The organism is Hansschlegelia quercus (assembly GCF_004310425.1).
In the GTDB taxonomy this organism is placed as follows: domain Bacteria; phylum Pseudomonadota; class Alphaproteobacteria; order Rhizobiales; family Methylopilaceae; genus Methylopila; species Methylopila quercus.
The window spans coordinates 46,420-64,309 of sequence record NZ_SIUB01000009.1; the positions used below are offsets into that span (position 1 = coordinate 46,420).

A 17,890-nucleotide genomic window follows, 5' to 3' on the forward strand; every position below is an offset into this window, starting at 1 on the left:
ACTGCGACTGTGCGTCATCGGCCGACGACCCCTTCAAGCAGGGCGCGCGGCCGGTGGACGGCCTGTCGCCGTCCAGGGCGTCGGAGTAAGCCGGTTGCGTCAGTTCGCGAAAGTGGCTGCCATCGCAGAGCAGGTCGCGAGGCGCGGGGTCCATCCCGCAGCCGAAGCCGAACCGTTCGAAGCGCTGCGCCATCGCGCCTTCGCGGGTGGCCATCTGCTCGCCGGCGTCGCGCCCTTCGCGGCGCTGCCCGCGCTGCTTGCCTTCGGCGTCGCACCGTCCGGCGCAGGCTTCGCGCCGTTCCTGTGGGGCGCATGCGCGATCCTGACCGGCCTTGCGCTGCTGCGCTCGGGCGACCTGTTCCGCGCGACCGCGCTATCCGCTTTCGCCTTCTCCGCTCTGGTCGGCCTGATTGCGGCGGGCTCGGGCGGGCTGTCATCGCTCGCGCTGCTGCTTCTCGCGCTGCCGCTGATCGAGGCCGGCATGTCCGGATCGCGCAGGGCTCTCGGCGCCGCAAGCGTCGCGATCCTGCTCACGCTTCTCGGCGTGGCGGGCGCGCAGATGGCGGGAATATCCGTCAAGGGCCCTGGTCTGCTCGGGATCGGGGTCGCTGCGGTCTACGCGCTGACGCTGAGCGGTCGCGCCTTCGCCCTCGTCTCGGGCGCGGCCGCCGAAGCCCGCCGCCTGCGCGCGTCGCTCAACCTCGTCTCCGGAGCTGCGAGCGACCTCGTCACCCGCCATACCGCCGACGGTTCGGCGACCTACGCCTCGACCGCGGCCCAGCGCCTGCTCGGCGCCTCCGCCCGCGAACTGATGGGCCACGGCCTGTTCGATCGCGTCCACATCGCCGACCGCCCGGCCTTCCTGCAGACGCTCGGCGCCGCCGGCGCCGGGGAGGGGCCCCGGCCGGCCGAGATCCGCCTGCGCGCCGGCGAGGACCAGACGCGCGCGCCGCGCTTCGTCTGGGTCGAGATGCGCGCGCGCCTCGTCGACCCGGCCGAGACCGCGGGCGAAACCGTGGTCGTCGCCTCCTTCCGCGACGTCAGCGAGAGTCGCGCCCAGGCCGAAGCGCTGATCGCCGCGCGCGACGAAGCCGACCGCGCCAACGTCGCCAAGACGCGCTTCCTCGCCAATATGAGCCACGAGCTCCGCACGCCGCTCAACGCCATCATCGGCTTCTCCGAGATCCTGTCGGACGACAATCTGCGCCAGCTCGGCCCCGAGCGCCGGGCGGATTACGCGGCGCTGATCCACAAGTCCGGCGCGCATCTGCTCGAGGTCGTGAACTCGATTCTCGACATGGCGAAGATCGAGAGCGGCGCGTTTTCGATCCTGCGGGAGCCCTGCGAGATCGAGCCCGTCGTCGCCCATTGCGTGAGCCTGATGGCGCTGAAGGCCGAAGAGGCGGAGATCGCCGTCGGCGTGAAGATCGACCGGCCGCTGCCGGCGATCCGCGCCGATACGCGCGCGCTGACGCAGATCCTGCTGAACCTGCTGTCGAACGCCATCAAGTTCACGCCCAAGGGCGGCCGCATCGACGTCGCGGTGGAGCATCTCGAGGACCGGCTGGCGCTGATCGTGCGCGACACCGGCGTCGGGGTCGCGCCGGAGCATATCGCACGGCTCGGCGAGGCGTTCTTCCAGTGCGATTCGAGCTATAAGCGGGGGCATGAGGGCGCGGGTCTCGGTCTCTCCGTCGTCCGCGGGCTGGTGGCGCTCCATGGCGGCGAGCTCAAGGTCGAAAGCGCGCCCGGTTGCGGCGCCCGCTTCGCCGTCCTCCTTCCCGTCGAGGCGCAAGCCGCGCGCCCGACGCCGATCCACCGCGCCGACAGGGTGAGATTGCGTGCCTAAGCGAGCCCCCCGCTACGAGGATTTAGACGAGCCGGCCTCCGGCGCGCTCTCAGGCTTGCTCGCGCGCGCGCAGCGCAGGCCGGTCGACACGCTGGCCGTCGTGCTCGCGATGGCCTGTACGGGGATGGTGTTCGTCAACGCGCTCGCGCTTCAGTCCGGTCGCCATCCCGCGCCGCTATTCGGCGAGGCGGCGCCCGCCGCGACGCCGCACGCCGCTGCGCCCCAGCGAAACGAACTCGTCGCGCAGGTTCAGCAGGCGCTGACGGATATCGGCTATTACGACGGCGCGGTCGACGGCCTGATGGGCGCGCGCACCGGCGCCGCGATCCGCGCGTTCGAGCAGGCCCAGAAGATGGAGCCGACCGGCGCGCCGAGCGACCGTCTGCTTGCGGCCGCCTTGGTCGCGCCGCCGCGCAGAGCCGCAAGCCTCGTGCCTGCGCCTGCGCCTGCACCGCTGCCGCAATCTGCGCCCGCCACCACCGGCTCGACCTCGATCTCCGCTCCGAAGCTGATGGCGGTGCAAAAGGCGCTCGCGAAGCTCGGCTACGGACCGGTGTCGGTCGACGGCAAGATGGGCGCCGGCACGCGCGCCGCGATCATCAACTTCGAGCGCGACCGCAACATGCCGGAAACCGGCGAGCCGACGCCGCCGGTGCTCCGGGCGCTTCAGGCGACCACGGGCGCGCCGTTGCAGTGAGCGGCCGATGCCCGCTCGGCTGACCTCGGATTTCTGGGTCTCGGCCTATGTGCGCCGCTGCCATCATGAGGGCGCCTTCGCGCTGATCCGCCGCCGCGGCGCAGCCGAGGCCGGCGCGATCCTGATCGTGGTCGACCGGCTCGACGGCGCGAACGACCTCTACGCCCCCGCGCCTCAGACCGAGCTGGACGACACGCGCGGTCGCGTCTTCGAGCGGATCGCAGAGGCCGTCGATGGGCTCACCGTCGAAGAGCGGATCGCACGCGAGCTGAAATTCGACTCCGACCTCTGGATCGTCGCGGTCGAGGACCGGCAGGGCAGGGCGTTTCTGGACTGAAGGCGGGTCACGCCGGCCGCGAAAGCCCGGCCACGACCGCGGCGGAAAGCGCGTTCACAGCTGCCGCCGCGGTCGGCGAGCCCGCACGCGCGAGCATCACGATGCGTGACGGCGGCAAGTCCGGTAGGCCGAGAGCAGGGCCCTGATCGGGAGCGTCGCCGGAAGCCGCGCGGCCCATCGGCGCGACGCCAAGTCCCGCCTCGACGCCTGCGAGAAGCGCGGCGCAACTACCAGCCGTGAAGGCTTCCCGCCAGGGTGTGCGGCTTGCGTCGAGCGCGCGGATCGCGGCGGCTCGGACGCCGCAGGGCGAAGCCAGCACCGCGAGCGGAACCGGCGCGCCGGCGGGCGGGACCCATCCGGGCGCCGCGCGCCAGCCGAGCGGGTCGGCGCCGAGCGTCTCTCCGTCGCCGCCCGCCGTCTCGCGCCGGACGATCGCGGCGTCGAGCTCACCGGCGTCGAACAGCGCCTCGACATCCTGCGACATGCCGGTCCGCGCCTCGAGCGTCGCGCCCGCCGGTAGGGCGGCGCGCAATCGCCGCAGCACGGCCGACGCGCCGAGGCCGATGGCATGATCGCTGAAGCCGACCGCCAATCGCACCGTCGGCGCGTCGGAGAACCGGAGGGCGTCGTCGTGCGAGGCGAGCAGCGTCCGCGCGCGGTCGAGGAAGGCGACGCCATCGGCGGTCGCCCGAACGAAGCGGGGCGTGCGATCGAGCAGCCGTCTCCCAACGGTTCGCTCGAGCGCCTTGAGCCGCTGACTGACGACCGGCTGCACGGTTCCCGCCGCCTCGGCTGCGCGCGTCAGACTGCCGAATTCGACGGCGAGTACGAACATTCGAACGGACTGAAGATCGAGCATCATAATAATCCGATATGATGAAAAGACATCATCATATCGTTCCGCGATCTCAGAAGATCCGTCAAGAAGAGGTCCTCAATAGGAGCGACCGCCATGCCCATGATCATCGTACGCTATGTCACGCCCACAGCTTCTTCCGGCTTGAAGGACGCCATAGCGACGCTCGCCGCCGGTCTTGCCGCCGAACATCTCGGCAAGGATCCCGGCGTCACCGCCGTTCTGGTCGAGGAGGCTGCGGCCGAGAACTGGTTCATCGCGGGCCGGCGCCCGGCCGATGACGGGCTCGCGGCATTCTGGCTCGACATCAAGATCACCGCCGGCACGAACGTGAAGGCGGAGACCGCGTCCTTCGTCGAGGCGGCGTTCGCAGGGATGGCCGACCTGCTCGGGCCCCTCCATGAGGAGAGCTACGTGTTGGTCCACGCCGTCGACGGCGACGCCTATGGCTATGGCGGCAGGACACAGAACGCGCGTTGGGCGGCGAGGGGGTGACGGGCGGCGCGTCGGGCCCGCCGGCCCGCTTACTTCACCAGCTTCAGCAGGTGTCCGTGGATCGCCTCGTTGCCGGCGACGATTGAGCCGCCAGCGAGCATGCCGTCGCCGCCGCTCATGTCGGTGACGAAGCCGCCGGCTTCCTTGACCAGCAGGATGCCGGCCGCGACGTCCCACGGCTTCAGGCTGCGCTCCCAGAAGCCGTCCATGCGGCCGGACGCCACCATCGCGAGGTCGAGAGAGGCTGCGCCGAAGCGGCGGATGCCGGCGACTTCGATCTGGACCCGCGAAAGCTCGTCGCGGAACCGGTCGTGGCCAGGCTTGCCGAGATGCGGCACGCCTGTCGCGATCACACTATCGGCAAGATCGCGGCGGGCGGCGACTCGAAGACGGCGATCGTTCATGAAAGCGCCGCCGCCGCGCTCGGCGGTGTAGAGCTCGTCCGTCGCAGGGTTGAAGACCACGCCGGCGACGAGCTGGCCCGCGCGCTCCAGCCCGATCGAGATCGCGAACACCGGGATGCCGTGCAGGAAGTTCGTGGTGCCGTCGAGCGGGTCGACGATGAAGCGGTGGTCGGGATCGGAGCCCTCGATCGCGCCGCTTTCCTCCATCAGAAAGCCGTAGCCCGGCCGGGCGCGCTGGAGTTCGGCGAGGATCACCTCCTCGGCCTTGCGATCGGCCGCCGAGACGAAGTCCCCGGGTCCCTTGGTCGAGACCTGCAAATGCTCGACTTCGCCGAAGTCGCGCCTCAACGCGCGGCCAGCCTTCATCGCCGCCTGGACCATGACTTGCAGAACGGGGGAACGGGCCATGGTCGGGTCTTCAGCTTTCGGAGGTTAGCGCAGGACAGGCGGGACGCGAGTGCTTGGAGACGCGCCTTTGGCCCCCTCAGCATGAGGACCGTAGAGGGACCTCTGACCTCCTCATGCTGAGGAGCCTACGAAGCAGGCGTCCCGAAGCACGCACTACCGGTAAGAGCAGCAGAAGTCAGTAGGCGCTCTCGCCTGGCGTCTTCCCTTCTCCTCTTGCGGGAGAAGGTGGCCGGCGCAAAGCGCCGGTCGGATGAGGGGGCAGGCGTCCCATCCGGATGAGGCGCCGCCCGCAGCCGTCACCTGACCCTCTCCCGCAGGGAGAGAGGGAAAAGTCTCAGTCCGCGCGGCGGAGATAGGTCACTTCGTTGGTGTCGACCACGATGCGCTCGCCGGTGCCGATGAAGGGCGGCACCATCACCCGCAGGCCATTCTCAAGCTTCGCCGGTTTATAGGAGGACGCCGCAGTCTGGCCCTTCACGACTGGGTCGGCCTCGACGATCTCGAGCGTGACCTGGTCGGGAAGCTTGACGCCGATCGGCGTCTCCTCGTGCATTTCGAGCGTGACCGTCATGCCGTCCTGGAGGAAGGCCGCGCGCTCGCCGATGAAGTCGGTTGGGATGGTGATCTGCTCGTACGAGTCGTTGTCCATGAACACCAGATTGTCGCCCTCGGCGTAGAGGAACTGGTGGTCCTTCTGCTCGAGGCGAACGCGCTCGACCGTCTCGTCGGCGCGAAAGCGCTCGTTGAGCTTGCGGCCGTCGATCAGGTTCTTCAGCTCGACCTGGTTGAACGCGCCGCCCTTGCCGGGCTTCACGGCGTTTGTCTTCACCGCGACCCACAGGCCGTTCTGGTGCTGGATCACCATGCCGGGCGTGATCTGGTTGCCGTTGAGCTTCATGTGCAGCGTTCCGGAAAAGGGTGGCGTCAGCCGGAGCGACGCAAGGCCGCCCGTTTGCCCCCGCGCGGCCTTCCCGTCAAGGTTTTGCGCGCCGTCAGGGCTTGGGAGAGGCGGCGGCCGTCGAGAGCGCGACCGGGCCGAAGCCTTCGCCGAACTTGGCGGCGAGCCTGTCGGCGGCTGCGCGGTCCTCCGGCCTCATCGAGCCGACGAAGCCTTCGAGCCATGTGTCGTTCAGCCCCTGCGCCCGCGCGAGCCGGTGCCATGCCGCGGCGCGCGCGGGATCGCGCTCGACGCCGCGTCCGTTGGCGTAGAGACGCGCCAGACGGTTCTGGGCGATGGCGTTGCCGCGCTCGGCCGCCCGGCGGAACAAGCTGGCGGCGGCGGCCTCATCCTTAGCGACGCCTTTGCCGTTGAACAGGGCGATCGCGTATTCGACCATCGAGGGGATGTCGTCCTGTCCGGCCGCGCGGCCGAGCCACAGCGCGCTCTCGGTCAGGTCCCGCTCGACGCCGGTCCCGTCGCGCAGCATCACGGCGTAGGCGTATTGCGCCTCGGCCTGGCCGAGCTCGGCTGCGGCCTTCATGTCGCGCACGGCGGCAGCAGGGTCGCGCGGGACGCCAGCGCCCTGCAGCCGCATCACCGCAAGGTTGTAAAGCGCCTCGGGCTCGTCGAGCTCGGCGGCCTGCGCAAACAGCTTCGCGGCCTCCGTCTCGCTCTTCTGCACGCCGTCGCCGCCGAGGCGCGCAAGCGCGAGCGCGACCATCGCCTTTCGGTCGCCATAGTCGACCGCGCGGGCGTACCAGCGCGCGGCCTCCTCCGGCGAGCGCGCGACGCCTGCGCCGGAGGCGTAGAGCTGGCCGAGCAGGGTCATCGCCTGCGGGGAGGGGGGCCGTTCCGCCGCGCGCCTCTTGGCCTCCTTGAAGGCCGCGACATAGAGGCCGCGCTGATAGGCGCCGTAAGCAAGGTCGGAATTCGGATCGCCGAGCCCCACATCGGCATGAGGAAGGAAGCCCTCCTCCTTCCGAACGGAGGAGCCGGGGGCCTGCGGGGCGGCCGACGCGGCCGGTGGCGGCAGCATCATGTAGCGCAGGCTCGGCACGGTGAGCTCGGGCTTCATGAGATCGCGGGCGATCGGCTCGGGCGCTGGCTTCGCGGCCGGCTTCTTCTGGGTCGCGGCCAGCGCCGGCGCCGCCGCGAGAAGGCCGGCGACGACAAGCGCCAAACGTCTCACGGGGTCGGCGCCTTGACGAGGCTGAGCGTCGCGCCGACGCCCGCCATAGCGGTCGCCGGGCCGCCTTCATGGCGCCAGAGCGCTTCGCCGAGCGCCACGAATTCCGCATCGAGCGCCGCGAGCGGCGCGACGTCCTCGAGCGTCTGGGCGAAGGCGACGCAGGGCGTCTCGAAGATCGGCACCCACCACTCGACGCGCTCCAGCGTCGCGGGGAAGGGCGCGCCGCCGAAATCCTCGCCGAACAGAACGTAGTCGCAGCCGGCCTCGCCGGCGGACATCGCGCCGTCGCGCGATTGCGGGGCGCAGCCGACGATCTTCTCCGGCTGGAAGCGGGCGACGATCTCGGCGATGTCCTCGCCCGGCGTTGCGACGTGGACGCCATCGGCGCCGGAGCGGCCGACGATGTCCTCGATGTCTTCGCCGCAGAGCAAGGCGGCGGCGCCTTCGGCATGCACGATCTGCACCAGCGCCTTGGCGCGCGACAGCCGGGTGCGCTCGTCCGCGGGCGCAAGGCGGATGACGACCGCCGCGACATCTCCCGCGCTGACCGCGGCCTCGAGCATCGGCTCGAAGGTCTCGATGTCGGCGAGCTCGGGCGTGACCAGCATCAGGCGGGTGACGGGGCGGGGAGGCGTCTTCGCGGCGGACATGGAACTCTCAAGAGACAGTGCGGCGGAAGGAGGCTTGTCCGCGGTGATGGCGAAAGGAGGGCTGCTTGTCGAGGGCCGATCAAGCGCCGGCTCCGCGTCCGGCCTTGAGCCGGGACCCAGAACCGCTTCGATCCAAAGAAAAAGGCGCGGCATCCGCCGCGCCTTCCTCGAACGATTGTGCGTCTGGATCTCGGCTCTTCGACCGGTACGCGCGCGGCGTCAGGCGATCAACCGGATCTCACGCCTGCTTGGCGTAGATGTCCATGATGTCGTTCAGCAGCTTGATCGCCTCGTCGCGCGGGCGCTGGAAGGCGTTGCGGCCCATGATGGAGCCGAATGCGCCGCCGGCCGCGATCTGGCTGATTTCCTCCAGAACCGCGTTAGCGTCGCTTTTCGCCTCGCCGCCGGAGAAGATCACGATGCGGCGGCCGTTAAAGCAAGACTTAACGACGTCGCGGATGCGGTCCGACAGGCTGTCCAGCTTGATGTCGCCGGCCTTGTAGGCCTTCTTCGCCGGGTCGAGGTGGATTGCATCAGTCGGCGGCTTGACCTTGATGATGTGCGCGCCGAGCAGCGCCGCGATATGCGCGGCGTAGGCGATCACGTCGGCTGCGGTCTCGCCCTTCTTGTCGAGCGTGCCGCCGCGGGCGTAGGACCAGATCACCACGGCGAGGCCGACGGACTTGGCTTCCGCGGAGAGTTCGCGGATCTCCTCCATCTGGTCGTAGGCTACGTCCGAGCCGGGATAGATCGTGAAGCCGATCGCCGAGCAACCGAGGCGGACGGCGTCCTCCACGGACGCCGTCACCGCCTGGTCGGCGTCTTCGTTGAGACGCGACAGCGAGTTCGCGCTGTTCATCTTGAGGATGGTCGGGATCTGGCCGGCGAAGGTGTCGGCGCCCGCCTCCAGCATGCCGAGCGGGGCCGCGTAGGCGTTCAGCCCCGCGTCGATCGCGAGCTGGAAGTGGTAGTGCGGGTCATAGGCCGCAGGGTTGACCGAAAACGACCGCGCCGGACCGTGCTCAAAACCCTGATCGACGGGCAGAATGACCAGCTTGCCAGTGCCGGCGAGGCGGCCGGTCATCAGCAAGCGGAAGAGATTGCCCTTCGTCCCCGGATTGTCGCTCTCGTACCAGGACAGGATTTCCTTCACGCGGGGCGTGATCGCGAGCGGGCGCGCGGCGGTGATCGGGGTCGAGACGTTCATCGGGTTCTCGGTTTTCTCGCGTCAGGTTTCGTCAGGGGCACTATAGGGCGGCGACGTCAGCTTGTCGCGCGAAGCGCGGCGACGCCGGGCAGGTCCTTGCCCTCGAGCCACTCGAGAAAGGCGCCGCCGGCGGTCGAAACATAAGAGAACTTGTCCGTGACGCCTGCATGATTGAGCGCGGCGACGGTATCCCCGCCGCCTGCGACCGAAAGCAGCCGGCCTTCTTCCGTGAACTCCGCGGCCTTCTTCGCGACCGCGACGGTGCCGGTGTCGAAGGGGGTGAGTTCGAACGCGCCGAAGGGTCCGTTCCACACCAGCGTCTTGGCCTGCGCCAGCACCACCGCGACCTCGTCGACCGATTGCTGACCGATGTCGAGGATCATCTCGTCCGCATGAACGTCGGAAGCCGTGGTCACCCGGTTCTCGGCGTTCGCCTTGAACTCCTTGGCGAGCCGGACGTCGTTCGGCAGCACGATCTGGCAGTCAGCCGCCTTCGCCTTGGCGAGGATGTCGCGGGCGGTGTCGAGCAGGTCCTTCTCGCACAGCGACTTGCCGACCTCGACGCCCTTAGCCGCAAGGAAGGTGTTCGCCATGCCGCCGCCGATGACGAGATAGTCGACCTTGGAGACGAGGTTGCCGAGGAGGTCGAGCTTGCTCGAGACCTTGGCGCCTCCGACGACCGCGACCACGGGCCGCTCGGGGTCGCCAAGCGCGCGGGTCAGCGCGTCGAGCTCCGCCTGCATGGAGCGCCCGGCATAGGCCGGCAGCAACTTCGCGACGCCTTCCGTCGAGGCGTGCGCGCGGTGGGCGGCCGAGAAGGCGTCGTTGACGTAGATGTCGCCGAGCTTCGCCAGCGCCGCCGCGAATTCCGGATCGTTCTTCTCCTCGCCGGCATGGAAGCGGGTGTTTTCGAGCAGCAGCACGTCGCCGGGCGTCAGCTTCGCGACCGCCGCCTCAGCCGCCTCGCCCACGCAATCGTCGGCGAACTGCACGTCCTGCTTGAGGACCGTCTCCAGCGCGGAGACGACGGCCTTGAGCGACTGGCTCTCGTCGCGCTTGCCCTTTGGCCGGCCGAAATGTGCGAGCAGAACGGTCTTCGCCCCCTTCTGGGCGAGTTCGCCGATCGTCGGCGCGATCGCGGTCAGCCTCGTGTCATCGGTGACCCGCGCGCCATCCATCGGAACGTTCAGATCGACCCGCACGAGCACGCGCTTGCCGGCGACATTGACGTCGTCGAGGGTCTTGAAGGCGGTCATGGACAAAAATCCCCGGAGCAGGCTTCGAGGGTCGTTCTAGAGAATTTTAAGCGTCCCGCCACCCGGTGCGACGTCGCATTCACGGAGAATTCTCCGATTGGCGGCGCTTGGGTCCGGCCGTGGGCCGGAGATCCGAAGCCAAAAGAAAACGCGCGGCGTGAAGGCCGCGCGTTCTGAAATTCTTCGAACCGGCCCAGCGCCGGGGCGGCTGGACGCTCAGCCGAGCAGCTTGCCCAGAGCGACTGCGGTGTCCGACATGCGGGATGAGAAGCCCCACTCGTTATCGTACCAGGCCATCACGCGCACGAAATTGCCTTCGAGCACCTTGGTCTGGTCGAGCGCGAAGCTCGACGAATGCGGGTTGTGGTTGAAGTCGGACGAGACCAGCGGCGCGTCGACGATGTCGAGAATGCCCTTCATCGGGCCGGCGGCCGCGGCCTTCATCGCGTCGTTGACCTCGTCGACCGTCGTCGGACGCTTCGGCACGAACTTGAAGTCGATGACCGAGACGTTCGGCGTCGGCACGCGGATCGACACGCCGTCGAGCTTGCCCTTGAGCTCCGGCAGCACGAGGCCGACGGCCTTAGCGGCGCCGGTAGAGGTCGGGATCATGGACAGCGCCGCGGCGCGGCCGCGGTAGAGGTCCTTGTGCATGGTGTCGAGCGTCGGCTGATCGCCCGTATAGGAATGAATTGTCGTCATGAAGCCGCGCTCGATGCCGATCGCGTCGTTCAGGACCTTGGCGACGGGCGCCAGGCAGTTGGTGGTGCAGGACGCGTTCGAGACGATCAGGTGGTCCTTCGTCAGCTTGTCCTCGTTGACGCCGAATACGACGGTCAGGTCGACGCCGTCGCCAGGCGCCGAGACGATGACGCGCTTGGCGCCCGCCTGAAGGTGGGCTGCCGCCTTGTCCTTCGCGGTGAAGATGCCGGTGCATTCGAGCGCGATGTCGACGCCGAGCTCGCCATGCGGCAGCTCGGCGGGATTGCGGATCGCGGTGACCTTGATGTCGCCGTGGCCTGCGACGGTGATGACGTCGCCGTTCACGGTGACTTCGGCCGGGAAGCGGCCATGCACGCTGTCGTAGCGCAGCAGATGCGCGTTGGTCTCGACCGGGCCGAGATCGTTGATCGCGACCACCTGGATGTCCTTGCGCCCGGATTCGACGATGGCGCGCAGGACGAGCCGTCCGATGCGTCCGAAACCGTTGATCGCGACCTTCACAGCCATGGTGGCGCTTCTCCTCAATCTACAATGGGCGCTTCGAAGCGCCCGTGCCGACCTGCGGGCGCAAACCATCGGTTGCGCCGCGCGGCTTATATGGCGGATCGCACGCCAAATTGCGCATGAATTTTGTGCGTGTGGTTCATGCGCGACGGTGAAGCCTGGTTCAGGCCGCCGTCCCGCGCAGGGACTTCACCAGCTCGACGACCGCGTCCGCGGTGATGCCGAACTTCTTGTAGACCTCGCCCGCAGGTCCGCTTTCGCCGAAGCTGTGCATCCCCACGAAGCCGCCGGAGGAGCCGACGATCGCGTCCCAACCCTGACGGATGGCGGCCTCGATCGCGATCTTCACCGGCGCCGTGCCGATCGTCTCGGCGCGGTACGAGCCGGGCTGGTCGAAGAACAGCTCGAAGCAAGGAACTGAGACGACGCGGGTCTTCACGCCCGCCGCGTCCAGGACCTTCTTGGCTTCGACCGCGAGGCTGACCTCGGAGCCGGAGGCGAACAGGCTGACTTCCGCCACACCGTCGGCGCCCGCGAGTTCGTAGGCGCCCTTGGCCGTCAGGTTTTCGCCGGCGTCCTTCAACCGGAGCTGCGGCAGGTTCTGACGGGTGAGGGCCAGCACGCTCGGCCGCTCGAGGCTGGCGACGGCGATCTCCCAGGCCTCCGCGGTCTCGATCGTGTCCGCCGGGCGGAACACGTTGAGGTTCGGAATCGCCCGCAAGCTCGCCAGATGCTCGACCGGCTGGTGGGTCGGGCCATCCTCGCCGACGCCGATGGAATCGTGCGTGAACACCTGGATCACGCGGATCTTCATGAGCGCCGCAAGGCGGAGCGGCGGGCGGCAGTAGTCGGAGAACACCAGGAAGGTCGAGCCGACCGGCAGGATGCCGCCGTGGATCGCCATGCCGTTGATCGCGCCGCACATGCCGTGCTCGCGGATGCCCCAGTGCATGAACGACCCGCCGTAGTCGCCCGGCGTGATGACCTTCATGTTCTTGGTGAGCGTGTTGTTCGACGGCGTGAGGTCGGCCGATCCCGAGACCAGTTCCGGCAGCTCGCTTCGCACGACGGTGAGCGCGGCCTCGCCGGCCTTGCGCGTCGCCATTTCTTTCGGCTCGGCGTAGAGCTTCGCCTTGTAGTCCGCCATCGCCTTGCCGAAGGTCTTCGGAAGCCCACCCTTGAGGCGGCGCTCCAGATCCTCACGGACGCCGGCGTCGAGCGCGGCGTAGCGGCTTTCCCATTCCTTCCGCTGGTCGGCCCCGCGGCTGCCGGCTTGCTCCCAAGCGGATTTTACGTCGCCGGGCACTTCGAAAGCGGGGTAGGGCCAGTCGAGCTCCTTACGGGCGGCCGCGACCTCGTCCGCGCCGAGCGCCGAGCCATGCACCTTCTCGGTGCCGCCTTTGTTCGGGGCGCCGAAGCCGATGATCGTCTTGCAGGCGATCAGGGTCGGCTTGTCCGACCCTTCGGTCGCCCTCAGCGCCGCCTCGATCGCCTCGTCGTCATGGCCGTCGATCTCGACGGCGTTCCAGCCGCAGGCCTTGAAGCGCGCGATCTGGTCGACCGAATCCGACAGCGAGGTGTGGCCGTCGATGGAGATGCCGTTGTCGTCATAGAGGAAGACGAGCTTCGACAGCTTGTAGTGCCCGGCGATCGCGATCGCCTCCTGGCTGACGCCCTCCATCAGGTCGCCGTCGGAGCAGATCGCAAAGGTGCGGTGGTCGAAGAGCGTCGGATATTCAGCGGCGAGGATGCGCTCGGCGAGCGCCAGGCCGACGGAGTTCGAGATGCCGGCGCCGAGCGGGCCGGTCGTAGTCTCGACGCTCTCGGTGTGGCCGCGCTCGGGGTGTCCCGGCGTCTTGGAGCCGACCTGCCGGAAGTTCTTGAGCTGGTCGATCGTCATCTCCTTCGAGCCCGTGAGGTGAAGGAGAGAGTAGAGCAGCATCGAGCCGTGACCGGCGGAGAGGATGAAGCGGTCGCGGTCGATCCAATGCGGATCGGTCGCGTCGTATTTCAGGACCTTGGTGAACAGCACGGTGGCGACGTCGGCCATGCCCATCGGCATGCCGGGATGGCCCGAATTGGCCTTTTCGACTGCGTCCATCGAGAGCGCGCGGATCGCGTTCGCCATCCGGCGGATCGTGGGAGCGTCGGTCATTGGCTGTCCGTCCAATCTTGAAGATGCGCTGAGGAAGCGCGCGCCTGGCTGCTGGCGAAACCGTCATCGGCGCGGCGCCGTTCCCCGCGAAAACGAGGCCGGTCCGTCATTTGGCTGGGACGTTTAAGGTGGCTCTCCTTCATGTCAATACGAGTACGGCGCAGGCCGCTCATGCTAGGGGCTCGGCGTTTGGGCCTTCGTTCCTGCAAGCCGCGGTGGACGATAGCCGGCCGCGCATTGACGGGCTTTTGCTTCGCCGCCTAAGCTGCCGCTCGCAAGATGTTGTTGCAGCGCGAAAATTGGTCAAGCAGGTGAACCGGGGGGCAGGGGCGTGGGTGAGCTCGACGTCGCGCTGAAGCGCCTCGACCACGCGCTGGATGCGGCCGAAGCGGCCGTCGGCCGCGCGCTCGACGCCGCGGATTCCGGCCGCGCCCGGGAAGAGGAGTTGACCGCGTTCGCTGACGATCGGCTGCGCCTGATCGAACTGCTCGACGTCTCCGCAGCGCAGGCGGAATCCGCGAACGTCGCACGCCAGGAAATTTCCGCCCGGGTTGAAGCTGCGATCGCGGCGGTCGAGACCGTTCTCGCCGAGAGCGAGGGCTGATCCGATGGCGCAGGTGACGGTCCAGATCGGCGGACGCGACTACAAGATGGCCTGCGGAGAGGGTGAGGAGGAGCACCTCCTGAGCCTCGCCCGCGAGGTCGACGCGAGGCATGCCGAGCTGAGAGGCCAGTTCGGCGAGGTCGGCGACAACCGGCTCTCCATCATGACCGCGATCATGATGGCCGACGAGCTCAACGAGGCGAAGCGCCGTCACAAGGCGCTGCAGGTCGAGCTCGAGTCCCTCAAGGTCGCGGATAAGGACGCCGTGCGCGCCTTCGACCAGCGCCACGCCGAAGTCGCCGACCACATCGCCGCCGCCGCCGAAAGGCTGGAGCGGCTGGCGGAGGAACTGGCTGAGGGCGTGAAGCGGGAGTAAGGGGCGGAGCGGCGACGGCGGCGCTCCTCATTGGTCTGGCGCTTCGCCTCTCCGTCGCTTATCTTCATCCGTGCGGTGCTGCGGGGCGCGTCAGGAACTTTGAATCCCCGGGCCCTTACGATTCCGAACGGGAGCTGTCACTGGCCTCGACCGTGGTCTTGGTCATTACGGCGCCCACCTACTCTGTAGGTGTCCCGGGATCTATACCTCCAACGGCCACCGTGGCTCCGCACTCTTCCTCCTCGGCATGAACCAGAAGACCACCGCCTCCATCGACGAGCGCAAGGCGGCCCTCAGGGCGCAGGCGCTCGGCGCGCGCGCCGCGTTGGGGGCCGACATCCGCGCGGCGGCGGCGGAGGCGATCGCGACCGAGGGCGCCGCGCTCGTCGCCCGCGAGAAGCCGGCCTGCGTCTCCTTGTTCGTATCCGTGCGCGGCGAGATCGACATCGGCCCGCTTGCCGCGAAGCTTGCCGAGGCCGGCGTGTCGATGTGCCTCCCGACGATCGTCCAGAAGGGGGAGCCGCTCGTCTTCCGCGCCTGGGCTCCCGGAGACGCGCTGGAAGACCGGCGCTTCGGCCTCAAGGAGCCGCCCGCGAGCGCGCCGGAGGTCACGCCTGACCTGCTGTTCGTGCCGCTCGCGGCCTTCGACCGCGCCGGCGGCCGCATCGGCTATGGCGGCGGCTTCTACGATCGCACGCTGCAGAAACTGCGCGCGACCGGGCCCGCGATGGCGATCGGCCTCGCCTTCGCCGCTCAGGCGCTCGAGGACGTGCCGGTCGAGCCGCATGACGAGCCGCTCGATGGCGTGCTCACAGAAAACGGCGTCGTAACCTTCGGCTGATCGGCTCGCTGGAAACCTTGTGGCGGCTCGCGCGTTCATCTCGCGCCGCGCCGCTCGGGGCGCCGCCTTATGGCATCGGGAGTTTCCTCAAATGGCGCGTCGTCTGATCGCTCTTTCCATGCTTCTCGCCTTCTCCGTCACCGTCGCCGGTTGCGCGAACACCGTTCGCGGCGCGAAGCGCGACGTGCAGGCGACCGGCAACGCAGTCGCACATTGATTTCGACGGCGCCGCTTCGCGAATCGCGATGACGGCGCCGCGGAGCTTGGATAGTGAAGCGCGTCGGCTGCTCGGCCGGCGCGCTTTTTCACGTCTGGATCCGAGATGCGGCTACTTTTTCTAGGCGATGTCGTCGGTCGCGCCGGGCGTCTCGCTGTGACGGAGCGTCTGCCGGAGCTTCGCGAGCGCTGGGCGCTCGATTTCGTCGCGATCAACGGAGAGAACGCCGCCGGCGGCTTCGGCATCACCGAGGCGATCTACCAGGATTTGCTCGACGCCGGCTGCGACGCCGTCACCCTCGGGAACCACGCTTTCGATCAGCGCGAGGCGCTTGTCTTCGCCGAACGCGCAGACCGCTTGGCGCGGCCGCTCAATTTCCCGAAGGGGACGCCCGGCCGCGGCGCCGTGATGGCGGAGGCGCGCAACGGCGCGCGGGTGCTCGTCGTCAACGTCATGGGCAACGTCTTCATGGGGACCTCGCTCGACGATCCGTTCCGCTCGATCGACGCCGAACTCGCCGCCTGTCCCCTGGGCGAGGCGGTCGACGCTATCGTGGTCGATTTCCACGCCGAGGCGACAAGCGAGAAACAGGCGTTTGGCCATTTCCTCGACGGCCGCGCCAGCCTCGTGATCGGCACGCACACCCACACCCCCACCTCCGACCACCGCGTGCTGCCGGGCGGCACGGCCTATATGTCGGACGCCGGCATGTGCGGGGATTATGACGGCGTTCTCGGCATGAAGAAGGATGAGCCGGTCCACCGCTTCCTGACCAAGCTCCCCTCCGGCCGGTTCGAGCCGGCGGAAGGCGAGGGCACGCTGTCGGGGCTTGCCGTCGAGATCGACGGCAGAGGGCTCGCGACCCGTGCGGCGCCGGTGCGGATCGGCGGGGCACTTAGCGAAGCGCTTCCGGACTTCTGGGAGTAACGGGCCGGATTAGCGCGCGGCCCCGGGCGTCTTACGAGACACCGCGCCGCGAGGCTGTGAGCCACCGATTTCCGACGCGTCGTTTCGAGAGCGGACAACGCTCAGCGGTTCGGGGCGCGTCGTAGCGTATCGGGCGAAACCATAGCCGCCAGCCACCATGATCGCCGGCAGGACGAAGTAGGTGATGATTTCGACGAGGCTCATCGCTTCACGTCCCGTCTTTGAGGTCCGTAAGGACCATTCTCGCCACCAAATGTAATGCGATCCCCGCCGGAATCCAAACGAGCGACAGCAGGATCGTCCATTGCGACGCGCCTCCTGCGGCGAGCGCAGCGAGGGGCGCGACAAAGCCGGCGATGATTGCGCCAGCGGCGATCGTGTTGAACCAGGTCGCGGTGTACTTCAGCTGCTCGTTGTAGACGAGAACGGACGGGCGCCCTGATCCCGTCAGCGTCTCTGAGGGAGGCTCGGGTGTTTCGCTGGCGGGAGGCGGAGAGCGATCGTCATCTTCTCTCGTCATGCGTCCGAGCCCGCTTACCTCGACAAGCCGCCAGCGTCCGGCACGACCACGGCGAACAGATCCGCCAGCCCAGCGAGCGCGCCGTCGTGCACCTCCTGCGCCGAACGTGCGGGCCGGCCGAGCACGCCCGGCAGCGGGCGGGTCGCCACCGCGTTCTCCACGATGGTGACGCCGTAGCCGATATCGACCGCGGCGCGAGCGGTGGAGTCGACGCACATATGCGTCATGAAGCCAGTGAGGATGAGCTTGTCGCGGCCGAGCGCCTTGAGCGCGGGCCCGAACTCGGCATTGGTGAAGCCGTTCGGCAGCGTCTTCTCGAACACCTGCTCGTCGCCTGAAGGGGCGGCCTGCGGCGCGATCTCGGCGCCTTCCGTGCCGGGAACAAAGACGCCTTCGACATCGCGATGGACGAGATGGACGATCGGCGTTCCCGCCGCGCGCGCCTCAGCCAGCAGGCTTTCGATGGCGTCGAGCGCAGGCGCGACGCCCGGCAGCGCGAGCGGTCCGCGGACATATTCGTTCTGCGCGTCGATCACGACGAGCGTAGCGTCCTTGAGGGAGGCCGGCGCGGGCGCGCCGCCGCCGAGTTCAAGCAGGGTCTTTGGTTCGTCGCTCATTGTTGCTCCTCGTTCTCGGCCGCCAGCATCGCGCGGCCGGGAGGAGCGGGAAAGGGCTCAGAGCAGGCCGACGACAACTGCAGCGATAAGGCCGAAGGCGGCGAAGGTCGCGAGCAGA

21 protein-coding genes and 1 other RNA gene are annotated in these 17,890 nt (G+C 68.5%); 10 read left to right on the forward strand and 12 right to left on the reverse strand.

Annotation, left to right across the window (positions count from 1 at the left end):
* The first annotated feature begins 112 nt into the window (after nucleotides 1-112).
* Genes EYR15_RS15120 through EYR15_RS15130 form a run of 3 tightly spaced genes read left to right on the forward strand, consistent with a single transcriptional unit; the run spans nucleotide 113 to nucleotide 2,883 of the window.
* Nucleotides 113-1,849, forward strand: coding sequence for a sensor histidine kinase (locus tag EYR15_RS15120; RefSeq protein WP_131004481.1), 1,737 nt, complete (start codon nucleotides 113-115; stop codon nucleotides 1,847-1,849).
* Nucleotides 1,842-2,546 carry a peptidoglycan-binding domain-containing protein gene (locus tag EYR15_RS15125; protein ID WP_131004408.1) on the forward strand — a complete coding sequence of 235 codons (705 nt, stop codon included), beginning with the start codon at nucleotides 1,842-1,844 and terminating at the stop codon, nucleotides 2,544-2,546. Before EYR15_RS15120 ends, EYR15_RS15125 begins: the two co-directional genes overlap by 8 nt.
* A 7-nt stretch (nucleotides 2,547-2,553) precedes the next feature.
* Nucleotides 2,554-2,883 (forward strand): DUF1491 family protein, encoded by a 330-nt coding sequence (locus EYR15_RS15130; protein WP_131004409.1) that lies wholly within the window; start codon nucleotides 2,554-2,556, stop codon nucleotides 2,881-2,883.
* Between the two features lie 7 nt (nucleotides 2,884-2,890).
* Here the strand turns inward: EYR15_RS15130 and EYR15_RS15135 are convergent, their stop codons facing one another.
* On the reverse strand, nucleotides 2,891-3,742 hold the full coding sequence (locus EYR15_RS15135; protein ID WP_131004410.1) for a LysR family transcriptional regulator: 852 nt from the start codon (nucleotides 3,740-3,742) through the stop codon (nucleotides 2,891-2,893).
* Between the two features lie 93 nt (nucleotides 3,743-3,835).
* Here EYR15_RS15135 and EYR15_RS15140 point away from each other — a divergent pair, with 93 nt between their 5' ends.
* A complete protein-coding gene (locus tag EYR15_RS15140; RefSeq protein ID WP_131004411.1) occupies nucleotides 3,836-4,234 on the forward strand; it encodes a tautomerase family protein in 399 nt (132 codons plus the stop codon).
* Between the two features lie 29 nt (nucleotides 4,235-4,263).
* On the opposite strand, the gene EYR15_RS15145 is transcribed toward EYR15_RS15140, so the two are convergent.
* The 8 genes from EYR15_RS15145 to tkt form a co-directional block, all read right to left on the reverse strand.
* On the reverse strand, nucleotides 4,264-5,046 hold the full coding sequence (locus EYR15_RS15145) for an inositol monophosphatase family protein (RefSeq protein ID WP_131004412.1): 783 nt from the start codon (nucleotides 5,044-5,046) through the stop codon (nucleotides 4,264-4,266).
* Between the two features lie 334 nt (nucleotides 5,047-5,380).
* Nucleotides 5,381-5,944, reverse strand: coding sequence for an elongation factor P (gene efp / locus EYR15_RS15150; protein WP_131004413.1), 564 nt, complete (start codon nucleotides 5,942-5,944; stop codon nucleotides 5,381-5,383).
* 94 nt (nucleotides 5,945-6,038) lie between these two features.
* Complete coding sequence (locus tag EYR15_RS15155) at nucleotides 6,039-7,175, reverse strand: tetratricopeptide repeat protein (RefSeq protein WP_245498346.1); 1,137 nt, start codon at nucleotides 7,173-7,175, stop codon at nucleotides 6,039-6,041.
* Complete coding sequence (locus tag EYR15_RS15160) at nucleotides 7,172-7,825, reverse strand: thiamine phosphate synthase (RefSeq protein ID WP_131004414.1); 654 nt, start codon at nucleotides 7,823-7,825, stop codon at nucleotides 7,172-7,174. The genes EYR15_RS15155 and EYR15_RS15160 overlap by 4 nt, the downstream gene beginning before the upstream one ends.
* Before the next feature lie 238 nt (nucleotides 7,826-8,063).
* Complete coding sequence (locus tag EYR15_RS15165) at nucleotides 8,064-9,032, reverse strand: class I fructose-bisphosphate aldolase (RefSeq protein ID WP_131004415.1); 969 nt, start codon at nucleotides 9,030-9,032, stop codon at nucleotides 8,064-8,066.
* Between the two features lie 56 nt (nucleotides 9,033-9,088).
* Nucleotides 9,089-10,288, reverse strand: a complete 1,200-nt coding sequence (locus tag EYR15_RS15170) for a phosphoglycerate kinase (protein WP_131004416.1) — start codon at nucleotides 10,286-10,288, stop codon at nucleotides 9,089-9,091.
* Between the two features lie 216 nt (nucleotides 10,289-10,504).
* On the reverse strand, nucleotides 10,505-11,518 hold the full coding sequence (gap, locus tag EYR15_RS15175) for a type I glyceraldehyde-3-phosphate dehydrogenase (protein WP_131004417.1): 1,014 nt from the start codon (nucleotides 11,516-11,518) through the stop codon (nucleotides 10,505-10,507).
* 160 nt (nucleotides 11,519-11,678) lie between these two features.
* Nucleotides 11,679-13,670 (reverse strand): transketolase, encoded by a 1,992-nt coding sequence (tkt, locus tag EYR15_RS15180; protein WP_131004418.1) that lies wholly within the window; start codon nucleotides 13,668-13,670, stop codon nucleotides 11,679-11,681.
* A gap of 331 nt (nucleotides 13,671-14,001) precedes the next feature.
* On the opposite strand from tkt, the gene EYR15_RS15185 reads away from it, so the two are divergent.
* From EYR15_RS15185 to EYR15_RS15205, 6 genes are all read left to right on the forward strand, one after another.
* Complete coding sequence (locus EYR15_RS15185; protein ID WP_131004419.1) at nucleotides 14,002-14,274, forward strand: DUF4164 family protein; 273 nt, start codon at nucleotides 14,002-14,004, stop codon at nucleotides 14,272-14,274.
* A gap of 4 nt (nucleotides 14,275-14,278) precedes the next feature.
* Nucleotides 14,279-14,650 (forward strand): cell division protein ZapA, encoded by a 372-nt coding sequence (locus EYR15_RS15190; RefSeq protein WP_131004420.1) that lies wholly within the window; start codon nucleotides 14,279-14,281, stop codon nucleotides 14,648-14,650.
* Between the two features lie 72 nt (nucleotides 14,651-14,722).
* Nucleotides 14,723-14,882: non-coding RNA, 6S RNA (ssrS, locus tag EYR15_RS15195), on the forward strand.
* A gap of 15 nt (nucleotides 14,883-14,897) precedes the next feature.
* On the forward strand, nucleotides 14,898-15,491 hold the full coding sequence (locus EYR15_RS15200; protein WP_131004421.1) for a 5-formyltetrahydrofolate cyclo-ligase: 594 nt from the start codon (nucleotides 14,898-14,900) through the stop codon (nucleotides 15,489-15,491).
* A gap of 91 nt (nucleotides 15,492-15,582) precedes the next feature.
* Nucleotides 15,583-15,708 carry an entericidin EcnAB gene (locus EYR15_RS17085; RefSeq protein ID WP_205741659.1) on the forward strand — a complete coding sequence of 42 codons (126 nt, stop codon included), beginning with the start codon at nucleotides 15,583-15,585 and terminating at the stop codon, nucleotides 15,706-15,708.
* Between the two features lie 105 nt (nucleotides 15,709-15,813).
* Nucleotides 15,814-16,635 (forward strand): TIGR00282 family metallophosphoesterase, encoded by an 822-nt coding sequence (locus tag EYR15_RS15205; protein WP_131004422.1) that lies wholly within the window; start codon nucleotides 15,814-15,816, stop codon nucleotides 16,633-16,635.
* A gap of 9 nt (nucleotides 16,636-16,644) precedes the next feature.
* On the opposite strand, the gene EYR15_RS15210 is transcribed toward EYR15_RS15205, so the two are convergent.
* Genes EYR15_RS15210 through EYR15_RS15220 form a run of 3 tightly spaced genes read right to left on the reverse strand, consistent with a single transcriptional unit; the run spans nucleotide 16,645 to nucleotide 17,772 of the window.
* Complete coding sequence (locus EYR15_RS15210) at nucleotides 16,645-16,839, reverse strand: hypothetical protein (RefSeq protein WP_131004423.1); 195 nt, start codon at nucleotides 16,837-16,839, stop codon at nucleotides 16,645-16,647.
* Between the two features lie 4 nt (nucleotides 16,840-16,843).
* Complete coding sequence (locus tag EYR15_RS15215; protein WP_131004424.1) at nucleotides 16,844-17,155, reverse strand: hypothetical protein; 312 nt, start codon at nucleotides 17,153-17,155, stop codon at nucleotides 16,844-16,846.
* Nucleotides 17,156-17,169: 14 nt separating this feature from the next.
* A complete protein-coding gene (locus EYR15_RS15220) occupies nucleotides 17,170-17,772 on the reverse strand; it encodes a cysteine hydrolase family protein (protein WP_131004425.1) in 603 nt (200 codons plus the stop codon).
* Nucleotides 17,773-17,890 lie beyond the last annotated feature (118 nt).